Annotated in this window: 1 pseudogene; it reads left to right on the forward strand. The window is 67.8% G+C overall.

The features are described 5' to 3' along the window. Positions 1-211: pseudogene (locus IG99_RS51315) on the forward strand (IS630 family transposase); the annotation flags it as partial.

The raw sequence follows: 211 nt of genomic DNA on the forward strand, positions 1-211 counted from the left end.
GTGGCTGCTGGCCCACCCCCGCTTCCATCTCCACCTCACACCGACGAGTTCGTCCTGGCTGAACCTCGTGGAGCGGTGGTTCGCCGAGCTCACGCAGAAGAAGCTCAAGCGCGGCGTCCACCGCTCCGGCCAGGCCCTCGAACGCGACATCCGCAGCCGGCTCGCCGACTGGAACGAACACCCCAGGCCGTTCATCTGGACGAAGACCGCC

Origin of the sequence: Streptomyces griseus subsp. griseus, from assembly GCF_000720255.1 — a bacterium.
GTDB classification, from domain to species: Bacteria; Actinomycetota; Actinomycetes; order Streptomycetales; family Streptomycetaceae; genus Streptomyces; species Streptomyces griseus_I.